This window comes from Marinobacter sediminicola, from assembly GCF_031157525.1.
GTDB lineage: Bacteria > Pseudomonadota > Gammaproteobacteria > Pseudomonadales > Oleiphilaceae > Marinobacter > Marinobacter sediminicola.
The window spans coordinates 181,532-198,761 of the sequence record NZ_JAVIXR010000007.1; the positions used below are offsets into that span (position 1 = coordinate 181,532).

16 protein-coding genes are annotated in these 17,230 nt (G+C 55.3%); 3 read left to right on the forward strand and 13 right to left on the reverse strand.

Going from position 1 to position 17,230, the window contains the following annotated elements; all coding sequences use genetic code 11:
- Window positions 1-94 precede the first annotated feature (94 nt).
- Entirely contained in the window at window positions 95-1,831 is a 1,737-nt protein-coding gene (gene dnaG / locus RG807_RS11735; RefSeq protein WP_309045050.1) for a DNA primase, read from the reverse strand.
- Window positions 1,832-1,981: 150 nt separating this feature from the next.
- Entirely contained in the window at window positions 1,982-2,197 is a 216-nt protein-coding gene (gene rpsU, locus RG807_RS11740) for a 30S ribosomal protein S21 (RefSeq protein ID WP_072794797.1), read from the reverse strand.
- A 249-nt stretch (window positions 2,198-2,446) separates the two neighbouring features.
- Here rpsU and tsaD point away from each other — a divergent pair, with 249 nt between their 5' ends.
- Window positions 2,447-3,505 carry a tRNA (adenosine(37)-N6)-threonylcarbamoyltransferase complex transferase subunit TsaD gene (gene tsaD, locus RG807_RS11745; protein WP_309045051.1) on the forward strand — a complete coding sequence of 353 codons (1,059 nt, stop codon included), beginning with the start codon at window positions 2,447-2,449 and terminating at the stop codon, window positions 3,503-3,505.
- Window position 3,506: 1 nt separating this feature from the next.
- On the opposite strand, the gene plsY is transcribed toward tsaD, so the two are convergent.
- A complete protein-coding gene (gene plsY, locus RG807_RS11750) occupies window positions 3,507-4,097 on the reverse strand; it encodes a glycerol-3-phosphate 1-O-acyltransferase PlsY (RefSeq protein ID WP_309045052.1) in 591 nt (196 codons plus the stop codon).
- Window positions 4,098-4,237: 140 nt separating this feature from the next.
- Between plsY and RG807_RS11755 the strand changes: the two genes are divergently transcribed.
- Both RG807_RS11755 and folK (RG807_RS11760) read left to right on the forward strand, forming a co-directional pair.
- A complete protein-coding gene (locus RG807_RS11755) occupies window positions 4,238-4,615 on the forward strand; it encodes a dihydroneopterin aldolase (RefSeq protein ID WP_309045053.1) in 378 nt (125 codons plus the stop codon).
- Window positions 4,608-5,132 (forward strand): 2-amino-4-hydroxy-6-hydroxymethyldihydropteridine diphosphokinase, encoded by a 525-nt coding sequence (folK, locus tag RG807_RS11760; protein WP_309045054.1) that lies wholly within the window; start codon window positions 4,608-4,610, stop codon window positions 5,130-5,132. The genes RG807_RS11755 and folK (RG807_RS11760) overlap by 8 nt, the downstream gene beginning before the upstream one ends.
- Here folK (RG807_RS11760) and pgi read toward each other — a convergent pair.
- From pgi to dksA, 10 genes are all read right to left on the reverse strand, one after another.
- Window positions 5,115-6,779 carry a glucose-6-phosphate isomerase gene (gene pgi / locus RG807_RS11765; RefSeq protein WP_309045055.1) on the reverse strand — a complete coding sequence of 555 codons (1,665 nt, stop codon included), beginning with the start codon at window positions 6,777-6,779 and terminating at the stop codon, window positions 5,115-5,117. The genes folK (RG807_RS11760) and pgi overlap by 18 nt on opposite strands.
- A 32-nt stretch (window positions 6,780-6,811) precedes the next feature.
- Window positions 6,812-7,660, reverse strand: coding sequence for a pantoate--beta-alanine ligase (panC, locus tag RG807_RS11770; RefSeq protein ID WP_309045056.1), 849 nt, complete (start codon window positions 7,658-7,660; stop codon window positions 6,812-6,814).
- Window positions 7,657-8,451 (reverse strand): 3-methyl-2-oxobutanoate hydroxymethyltransferase, encoded by a 795-nt coding sequence (gene panB, locus RG807_RS11775; protein WP_298452751.1) that lies wholly within the window; start codon window positions 8,449-8,451, stop codon window positions 7,657-7,659. Before panB ends, panC begins: the two co-directional genes overlap by 4 nt.
- A gap of 72 nt (window positions 8,452-8,523) precedes the next feature.
- Complete coding sequence (folK, locus tag RG807_RS11780; protein WP_309045057.1) at window positions 8,524-9,021, reverse strand: 2-amino-4-hydroxy-6-hydroxymethyldihydropteridine diphosphokinase; 498 nt, start codon at window positions 9,019-9,021, stop codon at window positions 8,524-8,526.
- Window positions 9,021-10,403 carry a polynucleotide adenylyltransferase PcnB gene (gene pcnB / locus RG807_RS11785; protein ID WP_435404671.1) on the reverse strand — a complete coding sequence of 461 codons (1,383 nt, stop codon included), beginning with the start codon at window positions 10,401-10,403 and terminating at the stop codon, window positions 9,021-9,023. Before pcnB ends, folK (RG807_RS11780) begins: the two co-directional genes overlap by 1 nt.
- A gap of 704 nt (window positions 10,404-11,107) precedes the next feature.
- Window positions 11,108-12,505, reverse strand: coding sequence for a sigma-54-dependent transcriptional regulator (locus tag RG807_RS11790; RefSeq protein WP_309045058.1), 1,398 nt, complete (start codon window positions 12,503-12,505; stop codon window positions 11,108-11,110).
- Between the two features lie 7 nt (window positions 12,506-12,512).
- On the reverse strand, window positions 12,513-15,476 hold the full coding sequence (locus tag RG807_RS11795; RefSeq protein WP_309045059.1) for an ATP-binding protein: 2,964 nt from the start codon (window positions 15,474-15,476) through the stop codon (window positions 12,513-12,515).
- Entirely contained in the window at window positions 15,466-15,642 is a 177-nt protein-coding gene (locus RG807_RS11800; protein ID WP_298452738.1) for a hypothetical protein, read from the reverse strand. Before RG807_RS11800 ends, RG807_RS11795 begins: the two co-directional genes overlap by 11 nt.
- 50 nt (window positions 15,643-15,692) lie before the next feature.
- Complete coding sequence (gluQRS, locus tag RG807_RS11805; RefSeq protein ID WP_309045060.1) at window positions 15,693-16,568, reverse strand: tRNA glutamyl-Q(34) synthetase GluQRS; 876 nt, start codon at window positions 16,566-16,568, stop codon at window positions 15,693-15,695.
- 63 nt (window positions 16,569-16,631) lie between these two features.
- Complete coding sequence (gene dksA / locus RG807_RS11810) at window positions 16,632-17,072, reverse strand: RNA polymerase-binding protein DksA (RefSeq protein WP_298452730.1); 441 nt, start codon at window positions 17,070-17,072, stop codon at window positions 16,632-16,634.
- Window positions 17,073-17,230 lie beyond the last annotated feature (158 nt).

Consider the following 17,230-nt stretch of genomic DNA (forward strand, 5'->3'; position numbering starts at 1 on the left):
ACTCGCTTAAATAAATAAAAATGAAACAGCCATTATAGCTGCCGCTCTAATGCACTGCCACCGAATGGTTAGATGGTGATCAATGCGCAAAGTTTCAAGTGCTGCTTTCCGGGGTTCCCCCGCTCAGCTCTCGCAGTTCCTGCCGTTCGTCGGCGGTAAGATTTGCGAAGTTACGTAAAAGTGTAGCCAGCTTTTGCTGTCTTGCAGCTTCTTCGTTGGGGCTCAACAGTTCCCGTGCTGCGGCCAGCGTGCTTTCCCGGGTTGGGATGTGCTCAATGCCGTCAAACAGATTGTAGAACCGTTCGCGTGCCTGGCTATCCATTGCCAGGGTTGTTATAAGTGATTTCCGATCCCGGATCTTTTGGTCCAGGATAAAGCCGGCAAATGTCATGGCTTGGTTATACTGGCGGGAGCTGCGCGCCAGTTCAGTTACTTCTGTCGCCAGATCCGGTGCTTCCAGTAGAGCAAGGCACAAGATGCTATCTTTGCTCAGCTTTACGTCAATGCGTTCTTCTGTGACCCGGTCGCGGCGCTCGCCTTTCCAGTTACCCCGCTGTTGGGGCTTGCGATCTTGCCACTGGTTGCGCCCCCCGCAGAGCCGCAGCATTTCGTGCCACATGGCATCCCTGAGGGTGCTTCTGGGCATTTTATTCAGGAGCGGTTCTGCTCTGGCTCTCAGTTCGCCTCGATTTTCCGGTAGCTGAAGGTCCAGTCCTTCGCTCTGACGGTCAAACAGATACCGCGAGAACGGTGTTGCGCCATCAATGCGTTTCTGGAATGCATCTGGGCCTTCTTTGCGCACCAAAGTGTCCGGATCTTCGCCTTCTGGCAGCATCAGGAATTGCAGATGCAATCCGTCTGCCATTAGTTCCAGGGCGTTTTCCATGGCTTTGTCTGCGGCTCGGAACCCGGCCTGGTCACCATCAAAACAGAACACAATGTGCCGCACCTGTCTTAGCAGGGCGGTGAGGCTATCCTGATTCGTTGCTGTGCCCAAGGTCGCTACGGCGTAATGAATACCGTTCTGTGCGAGGGCAATAACATCCATGTAACCTTCTACTACAAGCAGTTTGTCGAGCTGCTTTAACGCCTGCTTTGCCTCAAACAGGCCATATATTTCCCGGCTTTTGTGAAAAACATCCGACTCCGGGGAGTTGATGTACTTCGCTTTGTCATCACCAAGGGTTCGACCACCGAAAGCAATGGTTTTGCCCCGGCTGTTACGAATAGGGAACATGACCCGGTTGCGAAAAAGATCCCTTGGCCTGCCGTACTTATCCGAGACGGTCCCGGTTTCGATCAGCGGCCCCTGCAAGTCCTTGCTGGCAACATCGAACAATGCAGTGCCAGCGGCAGGTGCATAGCCCACTTGGTACTGCTGAATAATAGTGTCGTCCAGTCCCCGTTGTTTTAAGTAGTCACGGGCGAAGGCGCCTTGCTGGCCATAAAGCGCCGATTGGTAAAAGCGGCTGGCAAAATCCAGAGCGTCGGTCAGTGTTCGAGCTTGCTGAATTTCATGTTTGGCCGCCTCATCGTAAGGCACTTCCAATCCCGCACGGCGGGCCAAATCTTCTACGGCTTCGGTAAACCCCAAGCCTTCAAATTCACGAACAAAACTTATGGCGTCACCATGGGCGCCACAGCCAAAACAATGGTAGAAGCCTTTATCTGGCCTAACATTGAACGACGGCGTTTTCTCATCGTGAAACGGGCAGCACGCCTTGTAGTTGGCGCCAGCCTTTTTGAGAGTGATGCGCGTTCCGATCAGCTCTGCCAGATCTACCCGGTCGAGCAGGTCTTCGACAAAGCGCTGGGGGATCAGTCCGCTCATAATGGCTCCACATCAGGTCCTTGGCGTGCAAGGGCCAATAGCCAAAAATGCCGCCGAAGCCAGGCCCCGGCGGCATTTCTTGGTCGCTCTGTGCAGCCTGTGGCTGTACAGGCAATCAGTGCTTTGCAGTCAAGCGGCGTCTGCGGTAACTCAGTACAGACGCTCGAACTTGCGCTGTTCCCGCTGAAGCTTCTTGAGATGACGCTTAACGGCTGCAGCTGCTTTGCGCTTGCGAACGGAAGTCGGCTTCTCATAGTGCTCACGACGACGTACTTCCGAAAGCACACCTGCTTTTTCGCAAGAACGCTTGAAGCGACGCAGTGCTACGTCAAACGGTTCATTCTCTTTCACTTTAACAGCTGGCATTCGACAATCACCTACCTGATAGATTCGGTTTCATTTAGATGCGCATCTGGCAAGGCCAGACTGGCTCGATTCTCTCGATTCCTGGCCAGATTGGCTAAAACTCGACCAGTTCGTAATTTAGGGCGGCAATGATAGCGCCTCGGTCGTGGCAAGGTCAATGTTTGTTCGACGAAACTGCCTGTGAGTTTCGGGTTTCTGCTAAAATGCGGGTCGTTTATCCATTTACGCCAACCGAAGTGGGCGGGTTTTATGCTGATTCTGGGTATTGAGACTTCCTGTGATGAAACCGGTGTTGCGTTGTTTGACACCGACAAGGGGCTATTGAGCCATGCCCTGTTCAGTCAGATTGACATGCATGCTGATTATGGCGGTGTGGTGCCGGAGCTGGCATCCCGCGACCACGTTCGCAAGCTGCTGCCCCTGTGTGAGCAGGTTCTTGCAGAGGCTGGCCATGCTCGCGAGGACATAGACGGGATTGCCTACACCGCAGGGCCGGGTTTGATTGGTGCGCTTATGGTGGGTGGGTCGGTGGCCCATGCTCTGGGCTTTGCTCTTGGCATTCCGGTGCTTGGGGTACACCACATGGAGGGCCATTTGTTGGCACCTATGCTGGAAGACAATCCACCGGCCTTTCCATTTGTGGCGTTACTCGTGTCGGGTGGGCATACCCAGTTGGTCCGGGTAGATGGCATTGGGGAATACCAGATGCTGGGGGAGTCGGTAGACGACGCAGCAGGAGAAGCCTTCGATAAAACGGCAAAAATGCTTGGGCTGGATTACCCCGGTGGGCCCCGGGTGGCTGCGCTGGCAGAAAAAGGCACGCCTGGTCGTTACCGTTTCCCTCGGCCTATGACGGATCGCCCGGGCTTGGATTTCAGTTTCAGTGGCTTGAAAACCTTCACGCTGAATACAGTGAATGCAGAAATGAAGTCGGCGAAGGGCTTGAGTGACCAGGTTCGAGCTGATATTGCATTGGCGTTTGAAACGGCCGCTGTAGATACCCTGGTGATCAAATGCCGCAGAGCGCTGGAGCAAACAGGATGTGACCGGCTGGTCATTGCCGGCGGGGTGAGCGCCAACAAGCGGTTGCGGGCTGGCTTGGAGAAAATGGCTGAAAAGCTCCGCGCTCATGTGTTCTATGCGCGCCCCGAATTCTGTACTGATAATGGAGCGATGATTGCGTACGCTGGTGCCCAGCGAATGAAAGTGGGTCAGCGTGACGGAGAGCGCATTGTAGCTGTGCCTAGATGGCCAATGAATACATTGCCACCTCTCAGTGAGGCTCGGCTGGCCGGGCTGGTAGACTGAACTAGAGGCTGGTTTCCCGGCCTTGTGCGAGCCGGATCAGGTTGTTGCGGTGGCGTACAACAACGAGGATTGCCAGTAAGCCGAACATGGGAAGCGTTTCGGGTTCGATGAGTGCGCTAATGAGTGGCCCGCTAACAATGGCGATCACTGAGGCTAACGCGGAGATCCGCCAACGCCAAATGACCAGTAGCCACAGTGCTGCCATGGAGGCTGTGGTGACGGGAGCCAGCGCAAGCCCCGCGCCAAGGGCTGTTGCGACTCCTTTACCGCCTTTGAAACGATAGAAAACCGGAATCATATGCCCGGTAACTGCGAAGAGCGCCACCATAGCCTGAACCAAAGCAGATAGCCCAGCGTTGTGTGCGAGCCAGACTGGCAGCCAGCCTTTTGCCGCATCCAAGGCCAAAGTTATTAGCGCCGGGCGCCAGCCCCCGGTTCGGTAAACATTGGTGGCCCCGGGATTACCGGAGCCCTGTGCCCGTGGATCGGGCAGCCCCCATATCTTGCACACCGGCAGCGCAAACAGTACTGAGCCCCCCAGATAGGCAGCCATACAAAGCAAAACAATCATTACTGGGTCACTCAGGAACATTTGTGCGCTCAGAGACGAAGACGTGTCAGGGTAAAATGTGCGAAAATGCCGGCCCTCAATTTACAGGCCGGCGCCGTTACAGTAGTCGCAGTTTGTATGTTTTTCAATCAGCAGTGTGTGGGATCGCCCCGGGAGCCCTCTTGGCAGACAGCGTATTGATCGAAGGCTTGGTCGTAGAAACCGTGGTGGGTGTATACGACTGGGAGCGCGATGTGACCCAGGCCCTGGTTGTGGATCTGGAAATGGCTTGGGATAACCGCATTCCCGGAGGGTCTGATGATGTCGCGGATGCCCTTGATTACGCATCGGTCAGTGAGTGCGTAGAGCGCTGCTTGAAAGAGCTAAAGCCAAAGCTGTTGGAGCACGGTGCTGAGGTTCTTGCAGAGAAACTGCAAAGAGAGTTCGGCATCGGCTGGTTACGATTAACGCTACGCAAGCCAGGAGCTGTGCCTGCCGCCCGATCTGTCGGTGTTTGTATTGAACGGACTGCATGTGAAGGAGTGCCCGGTGATGCCTGATGAGGTTCCGGTATATATCAGTGTCGGCAGTAATATCGACAGAGAGCGCTATGTAAAAGCGGCTCTGGACGCTCTGGCAAGTTGGTTTGGTGAGCTGGAGATTTCTCCCGTGTATGAGAGTGAGGCGGTAGGGTTTGACGGCTCTCCGTTTCTGAATCTGGTAGTGGGCGTGAAGACCAGCCTCGCAGTGGGCGAGCTTTCACAGCATTTCAAACAGCTGGAAGCTGATAACGGTCGACGGCCAGAGGCCCCGAAGTTCAGTGCGAGAACTCTGGACTTGGATATTCTGACTTACGGTGAAGTGGTAGGTTGTCTCGACGGCGTGGAGCTGCCCAGAAGTGAGATTCTTAAGAATGCTTTTGTGTTGCGGCCTCTGGCAGATGTTGCCCCGGGAGTAAAGCACCCGATATGCCGCAAAAGCTACCTTGAACTATGGCAGGCATATAGCATCGACCAGAAACTCTGGCCGGTAAACTTCAGCTGGCAGGGCAGGGTGATTTCAACGGCCGTTTGCTGATCGAAATAGCGCTATCAGATTGTCCGTAGCGCTGTCACTCGCTTCGCCCGACGTTTCCGATTCAAGCAGCCTCGGTAGAATGTTTTCACCCAGTTTCTTGCCCAGCTCAACACCCCACTGATCAAACGAATCCAGGTCCCAGATAACACCCTGCACAAAGGTGCGGTGTTCATACAGGGCTATGAGTGCGCCGACGGTTTCCGGAGTTACCTTGCTCATCATCAAGGTATTGCTGGGCTGATTTCCCGGTATCACCTTATGTGGCGCCAGGCGTTCAATGTCTGCTTCCGCCATACCGCTGGCCGCCAGTTCGGCTTTTGCTTCCTCCAGTGTTTTTCCGGTCATCATAGCGCGGGATTGGCCCAGGCAGTTGGCAAACAAGTCGGCGTGATGGGTCGCAACCGGGTTGTGAGTTTGCAGAGGAATGATGAAGTCGGCAGAAATCAACCGGGTGCCCTGGTGAATCAGCTGGTGGTAAGCGTGCTGGCCATTGGCTCCCACGCCGCCCCAGATGACGGGGCCAGAGTGGTAATCCAAAAGCTTGCCTTGCTGATTAACCCGTTTGCCGCTGCTCTCCATGTCCAGCTGCTGAAGATGATCCGGCAAGCTGCGGAGGTAGTGATCGTAAGGCAGTATGGCGTGGGTTTCTGCGCCCCAGACATTGCTGTACCAGATGCCCAGCATGGCCATGACAACGGGCAAGTTCCTTTCCAGGGGGGCGTCGCGGAAATGGTTATCCATGGCGTGGGCGCCTGCGAGCAGAGCCCGGAAGTTATCCATTCCTATGGAGAGCGCTACAGGCAGCCCGATCGCAGACCAAAGCGAGTATCGGCCGCCAACCCAGTCCCACATGGGGAAGACATTGTTGGGGTCTATTCCGAATTTTTGTGCGGCATTCACGTTGGCAGTCACCGCCATAAAGTGGCTGGCGACCGCCTCTTCGTTACCGCTGCGTTCTATAAACCACTTTCGCGCGACTTTGCTGTTTTCCAGGGTCTCTCTGGTGCCAAAGGATTTTGACTGAACCAGAAAAAGTGTGGTTTCAGGGTGCACCTTCTCCAGGGTTTCGCTGATTTCTGTGCCATCAATGTTGGCCACATAGTGGCAACGGATGCCCGGTGTCCGGTACGGCTGTAACGCTTCGGTGACCAGTTTGGGGCCTAGAAAGGAGCCGCCGATGCCAATGCTGACTACGTCGGTGAAGCCCTTGCCGGTATAGCCGGTCCGGGAGTGGTTCAGCACTTCTGCGACGAAGGTCTCCATACGATCCAGGGTGGCGTTCACTTCCGCAATCACGTCCTGCCCATTAATTATTAGGGAGTCCGTTCCGGGATTGCGCAGCGCTGTGTGCAGTGCAGGGCGGTCCTCGGTAATGTTCACCTTGTCGCCGCGCAGCAACGCAGCCCTGCGATCTTCCAGCTTCCGGCTGCGCGCCAGAGCCATCAGTGCCTCAAGAGTTTCGTCGGTAAGCCGGTTCCTGGAGAAGTCGAGGGACAGGCCGGCACCTTCAATAAAATACCGGCTCGCTCGCTCCGGATCTTCCACAAAAAGCGACTTCATGGGGCGGTGTCGCAGGCTTTCCCGACAGGCAACCAACGCTTGCCATTCGGGAGACGATGTCAGTGCAGCGTCTGGCGAAGTCGTCATAGAGTCCTTTCCTGGTGTTTGGGCATATGGCTTCAGCGGGTTATCGAGATGTTGTCAATCAGCCTGGTGGAGCCGAGAAAAGCGGCTGCCAACAATGTAAGGTCCCGGTCTTCCCGGGTGGCTGGCTTCAGGGTCTGGCTGTTTGCGATGTTGAAGTAATCAAGGCGCAAGCCGGCCTCGCTCAGGCGTTCACTTGCTTCCTGTGCAAGGGCAAAAAAGTCATCGCGCCCGCCTTCAATCTTCGCGGCGGTGGCTTGCAGTACCTGGTAAATGGCCGGCGCCTTGGTGCGATCGTCTTCCGAGAGGTACCCATTGCGCGAGCTTTTGGCCAGGCCATCGTCTTCCCGCACGGTGGGCGCGCCGATAACTTCAACCGGCATCATTAAATCCCGCACCATCTTGCGAATCACCGCCAGTTGTTGAAAATCCTTTTCACCGAACACGGCGAAATCCGGCTGGATCATGTTGAACAGAACGGAAACCACCGTTGCGACACCTTCAAAGTGCCCAGAACGACTGGCTCCGCAGTGGCCATCGCTGACATCAGGCACCACCACCCGGGTGTGCCGGGCCAGGCCGTCGGGATAGACTTCTTCAGCAGAGGGTGCGAACACCAGTGTGTTCCCGGCCTCGCCAAGCTTGTTCTGATCGTCGATCAGCGTGCGCGGGTAAGTATCAAGATCTTCGTTGGCGCCAAACTGCATGGGGTTCACGAAGATGCTGGTCACCACAACGTCTGCCGCTTCGGCAGCTTTGCGAACCAGCGAAATATGCCCCTCATGCAGGTTGCCCATGGTAGGCACCAGGCCAATGGTTTTTTCCTGCTGGCGGTAACCGCGGAGGATGGCACGCAGTTCTTTCAGCGAATGGACGGTTCTCATGCCTTGAACGTATGCTCCTCGGCGGGGAATGTGCGCTCACGCACGGCTTTTGCGTAGGCCGCAATGGCCTCCTGAATGGAATCTGTCTCTGCCAGAAAGTTTTTCACAAACCGTGGTTTTCGGCCTGTGGTAACCCCCAGCATGTCGTGCAGTACCAGAATCTGGCCATCTGTATCGGCGCCGGCACCAATGCCAATCACCGGGGCAGTTACTGCTTGCGCGATGCGGGCGGCCAAGGGCGCGGGTACGCACTCCAGCAGGATAACGTCTGCGCCGGCAGCGACCAATTCGCAGGCGTGGTTGATCATCAGCTCTGCAGATTTTTCATCACGACCCTGAACCTTGTATCCGCCAAATTTGTTGACGAACTGGGGCGTAAGGCCCAGATGTGCGCATACCGGCACCGCTCGCTCGCTGAGCGCGCTAATGGTGTCTTTCATCCAGTCTGTGCCTTCCAGCTTGACCATGTGGGCACCGGCCCGCATGAGCTCGGCGGCATTTTCCAGCGCAGCCTCTACAGTGCCGTAACTCATGAAAGGCATATCAGCCATGATCAGAGAGCCACGGTTGCCCTTGGCGACACAGCTGGTGTGATACACGATCTGATCCATGGTGACGGGCAAGGTGCTGTCGTGGCCTTGAAGCACCATGCCCAGGGAATCGCCAATCAGGATAACATCCACGCCGGCTTCGCTGACTACCTGTGCAAAGGTAGAGTCATAAGAGGTGAGGGCGGAGAAGGCTTCGCCTTTTTGCTTGTATTCCAGCAGGGTGTTGATGGTAACAGCCATAATATCCTTGCCTTTTGGGTAGGTGGGCCAAGACCGTGCCGGGATGACCGGCGTTCAATTGCTATCTAATTGCTAAGGGTAATCCCGAGGCGGAAGTTTGCGCAACCGGTTGTCAGGGCATTGTGCCCTCAAGTTAGCGATTGTGGTGCCGTCAGGCAACTGCAGATCCGGTTTCAGATCCAGCAGCGGCTGAAGAACAAAGTTCCTGTTTGGGAGTTCGCGGTGGGGGACGGTAAGCCGGTCGTCGTCCAGTAACTGGTCGCCAAACACCAGCAGGTCAAGGTCCAGCGTGCGTGGTCCCCAGTGTTTCAGGCGTTCCCGCCCGTGGGCTTGTTCAATGGCCTGAAGCTGGTCAAGCAGGGCATGGGGCTCAAGCCCGGTGGAGATCCACGCGGCGCCATTAACAAAGTCTGGCTGATCTTGCGGGCCCACGGGGCTGCTGGCATAAAACGGCGACTGCGCGACCAGTGTTGTCTCGGGCAGGGCTGCCAGCTCTGCTACCGCTCTTGCCAGCTGGGCTGCCGGCTCTTGCAGATTGCTGCCCAAGCCAATAAAGGCATCGGTTCTCATCAGGGGGCTGGCCGTTTGACCGGCTTGCGGCGACGGCGCTTTTTAGGTGCGTCGCTGCTGAGCTCTGAAAGCATGCGCTCCTGCCCGCGCTCATCCATGCGCTGAAACTCTGTCCACCACTGGCCCAGGCCGGGTTCGATTTCGCCGCAGTCTTCCCGAACCAGCAAGAAGTCGTAGGCTGCACGGAATCTTGGGTGGCTCATGGTTACAAAGGCCCGCTTGCCTTGACGGCGAGGCAGGCGCATCTGCAACTCCCAGATTTCCTTCATGGGGCCCGAGAAACGCTTGGGTATAGAGGTGGCCTGTACCTGGCGGCCAATGACCTTGCCAATTGCGCCGTGCAGAGCAGGCTGCACCGGGTCGCCGTTATCCTGGCGATGGTTCCACTCTCTTTGCAATGCAGGCCAGAGCATGGCGGCAAACAGGAAGTAGGGGGTAACGGACTTGCCTTGGGCTATACGGCTGTCGGTATTGCGCAGTGCCTGACGAATCAGTTCATCCGGCTCCCCGGCTTCGATGGCTTTCACCGTTTCAGGAAATAATGGTTCCAGCAGATTGTAGTGGGTGAGAAGGTCGTAGGTTGCTTCGCCGTAACCGGCGGAAAACAACTTCAGAACTTCTTCAAACAAGCGCGCTGGAGGAATGTGAGTCAGTAACGGTGCCAGTTTCCGGATCGGAGCTTCTGTCTCGGGCTCGATGGCAAAGTCCATCTTTGCCGCGAAGCGAATTGCGCGAAGCATGCGCACAGGGTCTTCGCGGTAACGGGTTTCCGGGTCGCCAATCAGCCGGAGTTGCCGGTTATGGAGATCTTCCATGCCGTTTGCAAAATCAACAATAGTAAAGTTTCGAATGCAGTAATAAAGCGCGTTGACTGTAAAGTCCCGGCGCAGTGCATCTTCTTCCAGGTTGCCATAAACATTGTCGCGCAACAGCAAGCCGTGCTCGCTGGTTTTGCGATCATCGTCAGTATTACTGTCATCTGCATCTGTTGCATTGCCGCGGAAGGTGGTTACTTCAATAACTTCGCGCCCGAAAACAACGTGAACAATCCGAAACCGCCGGCCTATCAGGCGGGAGTTGCGGAACAGGTCGTGTACTTCTTCCGGAGTGGCGTTGGTGGCTATGTCAAAATCTTTGGGTTGTTTGCCAAGAAGCACATCGCGCACGCCGCCACCCACAAGGTACGCCTCATAACCGGAGTTGTTGAGGCGGCTGAGAACCTTTTTGGCGGGCTCGCTCAGTACTGAGCGTGATACATTGTGCTGGTCCCTGGGAACCTCCCGTCGCTGGTAGGCCCGAGCTTTCTTCTTACCGTTTCCGGGGATGAATGAGCGGAGCTTGTCGACGGATTGCTCGAAAATGGAGGAGAGTGATTTTGACATTGAAATCCGTGGTTGCGTTGAGCAAAACCGAGAGTTTAACGGTTTGAGCAGGATTTGCACACGTTTGCCGTGGAATCTTGCATACCCCGAATAATCAAAAGGCGGATTCGCTTACACGAATCCGCCCTCAAAACGTTGACGATCTGCATTGTTTTTATTTTTGTTCGGGATTTTTCTTCGTTTTTTTACCCCACTGTGCGTCCCCGAAACCGGGGCTAATCAGTAGTGCAAACGGAAAGCTTTGAACACAATGAGCAGTCAACGACATCAAACAAGTTATTGGTAGGTGCTGCGTCACCTCAAGGGTGATTCTTCTTTGCATCTCTACAACTTGCCCATGCCAAGGGACTACCAAAAAAGCAAAGTACCCAAAACACTCAGTTCGCTCACGTTCTATTTTTGTTTTTGTTACTGAACGCATTCCCGCAGCTTTTTGTTTTTGTTGAGGCGCTGCATTGTCACTGTTGTTTTTGTTGTCGTGCGCTTAAATAGGTTGCAGTTGGTGTGCCAACATTTAAATATCGTTATTTAACAGTAGGTTAAAAAATTTATCAGTGTAAGTGTTACCCCGTACCCGGTATAAGTGTTACCCACTACCTGTGGTTTTAGTGGGAAGTGTTACCAAGAGGAACAGGCGGTAACGTCTGAGTCGTGGTTCATACTATGGCTTTTGTAAAGAGGGGCATTCACGTCCCTTAAAGATGTCAGTTTCCAGAGGTCTTTTTCCGGGGAATGCCAAGGCGCTGTCGACGCTCCCAAAGGGATTTCCGGCTAATGCCCAGCTTCTGAGCTAACTCGGTTTCACTCATGCGATCTTGGTTTTCCAGCACAAAATGCTGAAAGTAGTCCTCCAGGGAAAGGTCATTTGCACTATCGGGTTCCCGGGCCGTTAGTTGCTCATTGTTGCCTGCCACCAGTGATTCCGGGATGTACTCGTCACCACCCTCACTATCGAGGTCTAGCAGTGACGGCGTAATGATATCCCCATCGCTCAGAATGCTGGCGCGCTCGATGGCATTTTCCAGCTCCCTCACGTTACCCGGCCAACGATGCCTTTCAAGCGCTCGCATGGCTTCGGGGCTGAGGTTCAGGTTTGGTCGGCCCACTTTGTTGCCCTGGGTGATAAGAAAGCGTCGGGCAAGACCTAAAATATCGCTCTGGCGTTCCCGCAGCGGCGGAATGCGTATCTGCATTACATTCAGGCGATAGTACAGGTCTTCCCGGAACTCGCCGGTGCGAGTCATTGCTTTCAGGTTGCGGTGGGTGGCTGCGATCATACGTACATTCACCTTTCGGCTCTGGGTTGAGCCCACTTTGCGAATTTCACTCTCCTGAAGAACCCGCAGTAAACGTGCTTGGGCTTCCGCTGGCAGCTCGCCAATTTCATCCAGAAACAAACTGCCACCATCTGCAGCTTCGATCAGACCTGTTCTGGCCGACACGGCCCCGGTGAAGGCGCCTTTTTCATGCCCAAATAGTTCAGATTCGATGAGGCTTTCGGGAATGGCTGCGCAGTTTACCGAGATCAGCGGTTTTGTGGCGCGGGGGCTGAGGAGATGAAGCGCGCGAGCAACGAGCTCTTTACCGGTACCCGACTCCCCCTGAACAAGCACGGTTGTCTCGGTCGGTGCCACCTTTCGAATAAGAGTGAACACTCTTTGCATGGGCTCGCACTGGCCGTACATGATGCTTGCAGGGTCACCGTTCTCCGGGGCCGCGGTGGCATCGGTGTCACGGTCATGGCCGGACGGCGCAGTACGAGCGAGAATGCTTTCTACCGCTGCCAGCATTTCATCATGATCAAAGGGCTTGGCAATATATTCCACTGCTCCCAACTTCATGGAGTCTACCGCTGAGCGCAGGCTTGCGTAGCTGGTCATGATTAACACTGGCGTATTTGGCGCGCGGTTGATCAACTCTGTACCAGCAGCGCCCGGGAGTCGCAGATCTGAAATGATCAGGTCGAACTGGTCAGGATCGTGGTTTTGTTCGGCCTCTTCTACAGAGCCGACATCTTCAACTTCGTAGCCCGCGTGCAATAGCAGTTTGCGAACGGCGGAACGAATAATGTCTTCATCTTCCACGATCAAAATACGGGGCATGGCAGTCTCAGTACCTTTCGTTCGGGCGGGTGGTGACGGAGTCTGTCTCCGGCTCGTAAGCGGGTAACTTCAATCGTACACAGGTACCAAGCCCGCTTTGAGCATTGGCCGGGCTTTCAACCTGAATGTTCCCATAGTGTTCTTCAATAATGCTGTAAACCAGCGATAGACCAAGCCCCGTTCCTTTGTTGGAGGCTTTAGTGGTGTAGAAGGGCTCGAAGACATGATCAAGCTGATCTTCGGGTATACCCGAGCCCTGATCAATGATCTCGATGATAGCCGAGTAGCCGTCTTGCTTGCCAGTCACCTGGATTGAGCCTCTGTCTGGAGAGGCATCACGGGCGTTGGCCAACAGGTTAACAAAAACCTGTACAAGCCGTTGTTCGTCACCCAGTACCTGCAGGGTGTCGGGGCAATCGTTAATGTAGCGAATGCCCATCCCTTTATCGCTGAGAGAGAGAAGGTTGCTGGCTTCCTCTACGCAACGGCGGATGCTAACAGGTTCGTATCGGTTGGTTCTGGAATGATTGCCAGTGCGGGCAAAGTTCATCAGTGATTGCAGAATGGCTGATATGCGGCGCGTCTGCTGTTGAATCTGACTGGCGGTTTCAAGGATATCCGGGTTGTCCGTTTCCAGCTTCAGGTTCTGCGCCAGAGAGGAGATGCCCGTAACCGGATTGCCGATTTCGTGGGCAACGCCTGCAGCTAAGCGCCCCACGGAGGCGAGTCGCTCGCTGTGCATCAGTTCGTCTTCCAGCAAACGGGTTTCAGTTTGATCTTCAACCAGAATAACACTGCCACCATCCGGGTGGTCGGGGCCGCTCAAGGCCGCTTTGTGCAGGTTTAGCCAGTGTGGCCGGCCTCGCAGATCCAGGCGGTGTTTGTAGCGATGCAGGTCTTCACCGCGGTTGAAGTCGTCGAGTAGGTGATGCCAGTGATCCGGTAGGGTCATCAGTCGGGCGCCGACAACTTCATCGGCCGTGATGCCGGTGAGCTCGGCAATCGCCTGATTCCACATCAGTATTTCGCCGTCTTCGCCCACAGAGCAGGCAGGTATAGGGAGGTTTTGAAGGGTCTGCCGGTAGTGCCGGCGCAGGGTGTCGAGTTCCCCGGCCAACCCTGTGAGCTGGCTTTGGTAATCACCCAGTGCGCGCTCTACATAGCGAATATCCTGGGCGCTGCTGCCGCGGGTCATCGGTTTGAAGCCCAGGTGGCGTTTTACCATATCCCTGGCCACCGATGGGCCAAGCAAGCCCGATAGGTTGATTTCAATCTGGTCGCGCAGGCGTCGTAGTTGGTACGGGCGGTATTCCACGTTTGGCAGCTTCAGCTGCCCGAGCGCACGCGTTATTTCGCGTTTGGCTACATCTCGGCCGAGGGGCTCGGCTAGCTGGCGTTCGAAGTCGTCTGACGAGCTTGCCAGTAATTCACGGCGCTGGGGGCGCGATAGGGCACCCATGGAGCAGGCTTGGGCTGCACTGGTTTCGTCATTTGAGCTGGAGCTCAATATTGACGTCAGGGTAAATACAATTATGTTTGCGGTAAGGCTGACAAACGTGAATATGTGCCAGTTGCCGTAATCCGGCACTATGGGGGCGTTCAGCCAGCCCAGCAGGTTAGCGGTGTGGGAGAAGGGCAGTACCAGGGTGATCAGCCAAATGGCTAAACCGGTCAGCAGCCCGGCAATCAGGCCTCGCCTGTTCCCTTCTGGCCAGTATATGACCCCCAGCGCGCCTGGCAGCAGTTGCAGTGTGCCTGCGAGAGATATTGCTCCGAGAATGGATAAGTCCAGATTCTTGCCAAGGGTCTCATGGAACAGCAGAGCCAAAAAGATGATTGCGGCAATCAGCATGCGCTTAACCCACTGTAGCCAGCGGTATATGTCGCCTTGATCCTTGGGGGTTTTCAGGGGCAGAACAACGTGGTTGAGAACCATGCCGGCTAATGCCAGTGTGCTGACGATCATCAGGCCGCTGGCGGCCGATAGTCCGGCAATGTACATGAACAGGGTCAGTGCCGGGTTTTCCAGTGCTTGAGCAATCCCCAGCGTATAGAAGTTGGGGCCGGTGGTTACCGCCAGTTCCTGACCACCCCAGAGAATCAATGGTACCGGGATGCCCAGCAGTAATAAATAGAACGGAAGCCCCCAGCTGGCTTTGGCTAGCGCCTTTTGTGAAGGGTTCTCGCTGAATGTCATGTGGTACATGTGGGGTAACACCAATGCCCCTGCGAAAGACATCAACATGAGTGCCCGCCAGCTGCCGTCGTCTATGCTCATAGACATGGAGGTTGCAGGCGTAGTGTTGCCCGCCAGCCAGGTTTCGAGTCCGCCCATGCCGCCAAAAACAGTGAAAAGCACAACGCCGCCAATCACCAACAGGGCGACCAGCTTGACCAGGGAATCAAACGCAATGGCTACGACCAGTCCGGGGTGGTTCTCCATTTCCTGATTGCGTCTCGCGCCAAAGAGCATGGCAAAGAGCACAACAATCAGGCTGAACATAATGCTGATCAGGTGGGGAGAAGTATCCGGGGCAAGAATGCTGGCTGATGTCGATACCGCCTGTATCTGCATACTCAGCAGTGACAGGATCGCGAGGCCTGAGCAAAGGGTAACCAGTGTTCCTGCCCATTGACTGCGATAGCGGTAGGCGAACAGATCGGCAAGAGAAGTGAGCTGGTAGGCCCGGCCAATTCTCATGATCGGGTTGAGAAGTACCGGCGCCAGTAAAAAGGCGCCACTGATACCCAGGTAGTACGCAAGGAAACCGTATCCGGATTCCGCAGCCAGACCCACAGCAGCATAGACCGCCCATATGCCGGCGTAGACGCCGAGGCTGAGAGTGTATACCAGCGGATGGCGTACCCAGTGTCGGGGAATAATGCCGCGCTCGGTTACCCAGGCAATGCCGAACAGAAGCATAAGGTAGAGAAGGCTGGCAAGGAGCAGCCCGGGAGCACTAAAACTCATTGGGGTCCCGTCGCCACTCAAGCCAGAAGCCGACGGCAATAAGAGCGGCCCAGATTACAAAGGGGCTGTACCAGGCATTCCCTGGTGTGGTCCACCAGTCAAGAATGTTGGGCGAAAAAATATAGATGGCCAGAACCAGCAAAAAAACCAGGCGATAGATATACATCCGGCATGCGATCCGCGCTGAGGATTGTGACAGGCTTTATACCACGGCAGTCACCGGGATGTCAGGTGAACGGCCCCTCTATTCCAGTGGATGCGACCCCACTCCAGAAGATCTTCCAGCGATCCGGACAGCAAGAATTGCGGTGGCTGTTGATTGAGAGCAACCAGCGCGGAAAACAGGTTTTGCACCGGATTAAGATTGTCCAGAGCCGGTGCGTGATTCTGTTTGGAGAGTTTTTGTCCGTGCTCGTTCACAATTACAGGTATGTGCAGCCATCGTGGGGGTGTTGCGCCCAGTGCCCGGTATACCTGTAGCTGCTGAGCTGTCATGTCCAGCAGGTCGGAGCCTCTGACCACATCAGTAATGCCCTGCTCGATATCGTCCACTTCCACTGCGAGCTGATAAGCAAAAAAGCCTTCCTTGCGCAAAATTACCGGGTCGTCGATTTCTGCGCGAACAATGTGTGTTTGCGGCCCCAGTAATTGATCTTGCCAGTGGCAGACTTCGTCCCTGAGAGCAAAGCGTATGGCAAAAGGCTGGTCGACGTATTTTCTGTTGTGATCCCTGCAACGTAGTGGATGCCTGCCGCGGTGTGCCTCAAGCTGTTTGCGCGAGCACATGCAGCGGTATGCAAAACCGTTACTCAGCAATTGCTCGGTGGCTGCCTGATAGACTGAATGGCGGCGAGACTGAAAAACGACCGGTTCGTCTGGAAAAAGCCCGTGGGCGTCAAGGCTATTCAGAATTTGCCCGGTGGCCTCCGGAGGTTCCCGCAGAGGGTCAAGATCCTCAATGCGGATCAGCCATTGTCCGTTTTGTGATTTGGCTTCCAGGTAGCTTGCCAGAGCAGTAACCAGCGAACCAAAGTGCAGTGGGCCAGTAGGTGAGGGGGCGAAACGACCTCGGTATTGCCGTGGTGTGATCATGGAGTGGACACAGTGGCCGGCTGGGCCATATCAGGCTGCGCCGGCCAGGTGGGGGTTGCCGTATCAGATGCCAGTTTGGCGCTCGCGGATTTCGGCAAGAGTTTTACAGTCGATGCACAGTGTTGCAGTCGGGCGCGCCTCAAGGCGACGGGTGCCGATTTCTACACCGCACTGGTCGCAAAAACCGTAGTCGTCTTTGTCGATACGATCGATGGTCTGATCAATTTTCTTGATCAGCTTGCGCTCGCGATCACGAGTGCGCAGTTCCAGGCTGAACTCTTCTTCCTGAGTTGCGCGGTCGCTGGGATCCGCGTAGTTTGCAGCGTCTTCCTGCATGTGGTGCATAGTGCGATCCACTTCTTCCATGAGCTCCTGCTTCCATTGCAGCAGCAGCTCTTTGAAGTGCTCCCGCATGTCAGCACTCATGTAGTCTTCACCCTTTTTCATTTCGTAAGGGGTGAAGTTGGTGAAACGTTCGCGTGATTGGTCTGCTGTGGTTGCCATATGACCAGGCCTCTTTTTATATTCCTTACAAGGACACCGAGCTTCCCTGCGCGCCAGCCCCCGCCGCGGCGCGGTTATTTAGTTGGATGAAGCGGTCGTCCTAAAACGGGATTTTGCGGAAAATAGCAGATAAGTCACGGAGGTGCCAGCCCTATGAT